Genomic DNA, 4764 nt, shown 5'->3' with positions numbered 1-4764 from the left:
TTTTGTCCCAGTTTTTGTTCATCTAGTCCGTAGAGGTTTTATTATCCCCAGCCAACCTGACAACACGCTGGCTGGCTGGGGATGTTGTCAGTTTTCCCTTTTCCCTATGCTTCCTCAAAAAGACCAGGAAATAGTTCCAGAGCCTTGTTGGGGCTTACTTTCGCTAACCATTTCTGTGCCTCCTCTTCTGATACAGCCCATATCGTAGATGAGCCAGATGTAGTATTGTTTCCTACATTTTTTGCGTAGTGAGACATCGGGCCGCCTTCGCCATAGAAGAAGTAATTCCCCTTAGGTGTTCGATACAGAATCTCTTCCCAATAATGGAAATCACCAGGGGAGGAAAATCCATCGCTAGCGATTTCCTGGGCAGTTGTTGTATCGTATATTTTCCCATTGATAATCTTTTTCATTTTTTCACCTCCTGTCCATCACGGACTGTAATATATCTCCTATTATCATGCGACTTCGAGCCCACTGAACATAGGAGATATTGGCCGTCGGGAAGAAAAAATACTTTTTCCCTGCGATAGCCGTCAGGAATGACTGTATGAGGCTCTACAAATCCAAGAATTTTCTTGTATTCATCTATTCTCGCTACCCAGCATTTTCCTGACCCCTTATAGCTATGGGAATAGAGATGTATTTCCAGCTTTTTCCCATTTCTTCCTGCAATAATTTCCTGTGCCATTGTGATGATGGCATTTAGGTCGTCATTGCTCATTTTTTCCATTTCTTGTCTTTCCATTTTTCATCACCTCTATTCTATATACGCATTTTTTCATCGATTTTTGTCCCAGTTTTTTTAGGTAAATGCTTCAATGAGATTCCTCGCCTGCCTCTCCGTGATGTGCCACATCCTAGCCATCTGCCTTCTGCCTACCTTCTGCTTGATAGCTTCTCTCACCTTTTCTGCCATCTCCTCCAGCCACATAGTCTCGGTCATTTCCGCCTCTGTGTCTGTGGGAGCTGGGATGGTCTCCTGGAGATACTCGTAGGTCTCATCATCCCACGATGTCCATTGGTCTCGCTTCTGGTGACGATTTCTGTATGCGTCCATCACCCGCCATTTCACGAGGGAAAGACTCATTTCGGGATCGGTGAGATGAGCCACCCAGCATTCCTGGTATATGTCCTGTGGCTCATCTAGGTAGGCTAGTTGTCGGGCAATTGCCCGAAACAGCTTTTCTCTGTCTTTGGGTTTCTTGGTGTCTTTCATTTTTTACCTCCTATATATATGTATGGGAGGGTGAGAATGAAAGACACCATAGGTATGGTGGAACACCCTCCCTGATTTCTTTCTGGATTTCCTATGGTTTTCTCTTTCATTCTGATCATAGTATATTATATTTTTTTGATTTTGTCAAGTATTTTTTTTGGCTTGGAAAGCCTTGATTTTATTGGGGTTGCGAGATTTGATTTTTTGCTTGTCAAGTGGTTTTTTGGAAAAAATATGATTGTAAGTCATTGAAAATCAAGGAGTTATGAAATTTTATTAGGAATTTTGACTTACTTTTCCCCAGACAAGGCAAAAATTAGAAAATGTGTAAGTGCTTGGAAATGAAGGAGATATGAAAATTATCCACAAGATATTCACAGCATATCCACTGAAAAAATTGAAAAAAATCACTCAAAAAACAGACCCCCCCTTAAAAACCCTTGATTTTACTAGCCTTTTTGATACCTTCTCTTGGAAACCCTTGATTTTATTAGCCTTTCATTGGCTTAATCTTGCAATTCCCTTGATTTTTCAAGCCTCATTGCTCCATTATGGGAAACCCTCTAAGCTGACCTTTCAAAAGTCATAAGTCCTTGATTTTCAAGGGGTTATGCGATTTATGTTCTGATAACAAACATTATGTTAACTTGACTTAACCCATTGATTTTCAAGGAGTTATGCGATTTTTTGGGTTTTTTTGCTTTTCTTGGAGTTTTCAATCTTGAAAGAGGGGGAGGGAGGATAAAGGCGAACTTAAATCTCAATTTATATCTTTCTCTATCTACAAAATCTACAAAAGAGCCTAAAAGCCTAGTTTTTTAATGCTTTTCTTATGAAGTTGATTATGAGATTGGTCGTTTTTTCAAGCTTTAGCTTGAAAAACGACCGTTATGGTCTAAGTCCCCTCGCACTTTTTGAGGATTTTTCAGCAATTTTGTCTATTATTACTTGTTTTCTCTCAAGAATTAAATAGATTGCTTAAGCATATTTCCTGTCCTAAACCAGTCAACATTATGCTGGAAGGGAAGAGCCCGAAATGCGCCAGGCTTACCTCCGCCCATTTTTTTGCCGACTTCAATGTAACCTTCCGTTGATGGCTGAAGCTGTTAGACTTTTTTATGGACGATTCTAACATTTAACCCCTCTCGTCTCTTTTATCATAAAATCTTGATTTCTTCCAACCATTAAGGTTGTTCTGTTTCTCAAGAGATTTGTAAAGTTTAAAATATTAAATATCTATTTGTCAAGTATTTTTAAAGTATTTTTTTAAAAAACATTTGATAAATTTTTGTTTATTAGATAAACTTTTATTATGATAAAAAAAAGGTCATATGAAAGATATTTCTTTGAAAATGATCCATCAAAAGGTGGTAGACCAAGAAAACTTGACCCAGTTAAAGCTCTTAAGTTGCGTTTAGAGGGCTATAGCTATCCTGCAATAGGAAGAAAATTAGGAGTAGATCATTCAACAGTAATATCTGCTCTTAAGAACTTTAAAAACCTTTTCCAAACTTTACCTGATGCAGAAATTTATGAAAGAATCAAGCCTCCTTGTCTATCAGCCTTAGAACTAAAACTTGTGAATGCATTAGCTAATGATGAAAAGATTGACAAAGCAAACTACGGTCATATTGCTTTTGCCATCCGAGAAATAGCAAAACTGAATAATTTGGCTAGAGGAAAACCTACAGAGATACAAGATATTACTCAAGTTGAGAAAACTTTTAAAGAAATTAAGGAAGAAAAAGAAGAATTATTGAAAGAAATTAAGAAATTAGGGGGAATTGTAATTGATGGAGAACTTGTAGAAAAGTGACTACAGAAGAAAAAAAAGAAAGATTAGAAGAACTTAAAGAGCGTTTTAAAAAACTTGAACAAAGAGAAGTTAAATTGTTGGAGGTAATAAAACTTTATCAACTAACCCATAAAAACGAATATTTTAAACCCCTTCCTTATCAGCAAAAAGTTATTGATTTGCTTCATCAAAACAAAAAAACTATTGTTTTAGTGGGGGCAAATAAGATTGGAAAGACCACTTTAGCAACAAATATTATTACTTCTTTTGTTTTAGGAACTCAGGGATGGGATAAAAAGCCATCTATTTTTAATAGAAAGCCTACAAGAGGAAGGATTATTGCCGTAGATTGGGAAAAGACTATCGGTGAAGTTATTATCCCTGCTTTAAAAGAATGGCTTCCTGTAGGAACTTATACAACAAGAAAGAATAATATAGGGGTTGATACTTATTGGACTTTTAATAATGGCTCTACAATTGAGTTAATGACACACAGTCAGGATACAACAGTTCACGAAGGTTGGAACGGAGATTGGGTATGGTCAGATGAGGTTTTGCCTCAAGATAAATATATAGCAAATAAAAGGGGACTTGTTGCCAATAATGGGATTTTTCTTATTACAATGACAGCTTTAAGCAATTCTAGCTGGGTATTAGACGAATTAGTTTTAAATACAAAAGACCTTTCAATTGGTTGTATTACAAATATTCCTATTGAGACAAATACTTATCTTTCTCAAGAAGCAATGCAAAATTTCATTAATGCCTGTTCTAATGAAGAAAGAGAGGCAAGAATAAAGGGAGGATGGTTGGAACTTACTGGGCTTGTTTTAAAAGAATTTGAGAGAGATATTCATATTATAAAGCCTTTTGAAATTCCTGAAAATTGGATTGTAACAACATTGATTGATTTACATCTTAATCTTCCTCAAGCAATTGGTTTTTATGCGGTTAATGAAAAAGACTGCCATTATGTAATTGATGAAGTATGGGAAAATTTAAGCCCTGAAGAAATTGGAGAGAAAATAGTTGAACTGAAAGAGCAATATAAATGGAACTTAGATTATGCTTATATTGATCCTTTAGCGAAAGGAGATAATCAATATGTTAAGAATAGAGTAAGTATTGACGATAGTTTTACAATTATTGAAAGAAAATTAAGAAAAGGGGGTATTATTTTAGATATTGCTTCAAAAGATAAAGATAGTGGGGTTAGAAACTTAAAAAATTGGTTGAAAGGACCAAATAAAATGCCTTCTTTATATTTCTTTGATAAGTGCCAAAGACATCTTTACGAAATTGTAAGATGGATTTATGGTAAAGATGGCAAACCCAAAAAAGAAAATGACCATTTTATGGAAAATCTATATCGCTATACCCTTACTCCTCAACAAAAATATGTTGAAAGATTTGATTATAGTAAATTAAAATATATAAGATTAATATCTTCGTAAATTTTTCTTGACAAATTTATATTTAAAGTTTTATTCTTAAAGTGAAATGGAACAAGATAAAGAAGAAATTTTAAATTTTTGCTTGAAGAAAATTGATAATTTAAAGACTACCGTAGATAGATTAAATGAACTGCGAACTGAAGCATTAGAATTTTATCATAGCAAACCCTACCCCTGGGATAAAGATTTGGAAGGCAAATGGTCTACAGTTATTACCAATGATGTTAAAAATGCGATAAATTGGGCATTACCTTCCTTAATAAGAATTTTTACAGGAAGCAAAGATGTTGTTTCAA

At 35.0% G+C, this 4764-nt stretch carries 6 protein-coding genes; 3 read left to right on the top strand and 3 right to left on the bottom strand.

What is annotated here, in order from left to right:
- Positions 1–104: 104 nt before the first annotated feature.
- Genes AB1397_02985 through AB1397_02975 form a run of 3 tightly spaced genes read right to left on the bottom strand, consistent with a single transcriptional unit; the run spans position 105 to position 1219 of the window.
- Positions 105–413: a hypothetical protein gene (locus tag AB1397_02985; GenBank protein MEW6481958.1), complete on the bottom strand. Its 309-nt coding sequence runs from the start codon at positions 411–413 to the stop codon at positions 105–107.
- Entirely contained in the window at positions 410–748 is a 339-nt protein-coding gene (locus tag AB1397_02980) for a hypothetical protein (GenBank protein MEW6481957.1), read from the bottom strand. Before AB1397_02980 ends, AB1397_02985 begins: the two co-directional genes overlap by 4 nt.
- 57 nt (positions 749–805) lie before the next feature.
- A complete protein-coding gene (locus tag AB1397_02975) occupies positions 806–1219 on the bottom strand; it encodes a hypothetical protein (protein MEW6481956.1) in 414 nt (137 codons plus the stop codon).
- A 1312-nt stretch (positions 1220–2531) separates the two neighbouring features.
- Between AB1397_02975 and AB1397_02970 the strand changes: the two genes are divergently transcribed.
- From AB1397_02970 to AB1397_02960, 3 genes are all read left to right on the top strand, one after another.
- Positions 2532–3035, top strand: a complete 504-nt coding sequence (locus AB1397_02970; protein ID MEW6481955.1) for a hypothetical protein — start codon at positions 2532–2534, stop codon at positions 3033–3035.
- Entirely contained in the window at positions 3032–4468 is a 1437-nt protein-coding gene (locus tag AB1397_02965; protein ID MEW6481954.1) for a hypothetical protein, read from the top strand. Before AB1397_02970 ends, AB1397_02965 begins: the two co-directional genes overlap by 4 nt.
- A gap of 46 nt (positions 4469–4514) precedes the next feature.
- On the top strand, positions 4515–4764 hold a 250-nt coding region (locus tag AB1397_02960; protein ID MEW6481953.1), incomplete at its 3' end, for a hypothetical protein.

The organism is bacterium (assembly GCA_040756715.1).
In the GTDB taxonomy this organism is placed as follows: domain Bacteria; phylum UBA9089; class UBA9088; order UBA9088; family UBA9088; genus JBFLYE01.
The sequence above is the reverse complement of the archived record's forward strand: the minus strand, read 5'-3'. Positions and strand labels throughout refer to the sequence as shown.

What these genes read in the sequence shown, in the direction of transcription:
- AB1397_02985 (MEW6481958.1), bottom strand. Translation starts at nt 413, where the DNA reads ATGAAAAAGATTATCAATGGGAAAATATACGATACAACAACTGCCCAG.
- AB1397_02970 (MEW6481955.1), top strand. Translation starts at nt 2,532, where the DNA reads ATGATAAAAAAAAGGTCATATGAAAGATATTTCTTTGAAAATGATCCA.
- AB1397_02980 (MEW6481957.1), bottom strand. Translation starts at nt 748, where the DNA reads ATGGAAAGACAAGAAATGGAAAAAATGAGCAATGACGACCTAAATGCC.
- AB1397_02975 (MEW6481956.1), bottom strand. Translation starts at nt 1,219, where the DNA reads ATGAAAGACACCAAGAAACCCAAAGACAGAGAAAAGCTGTTTCGGGCA.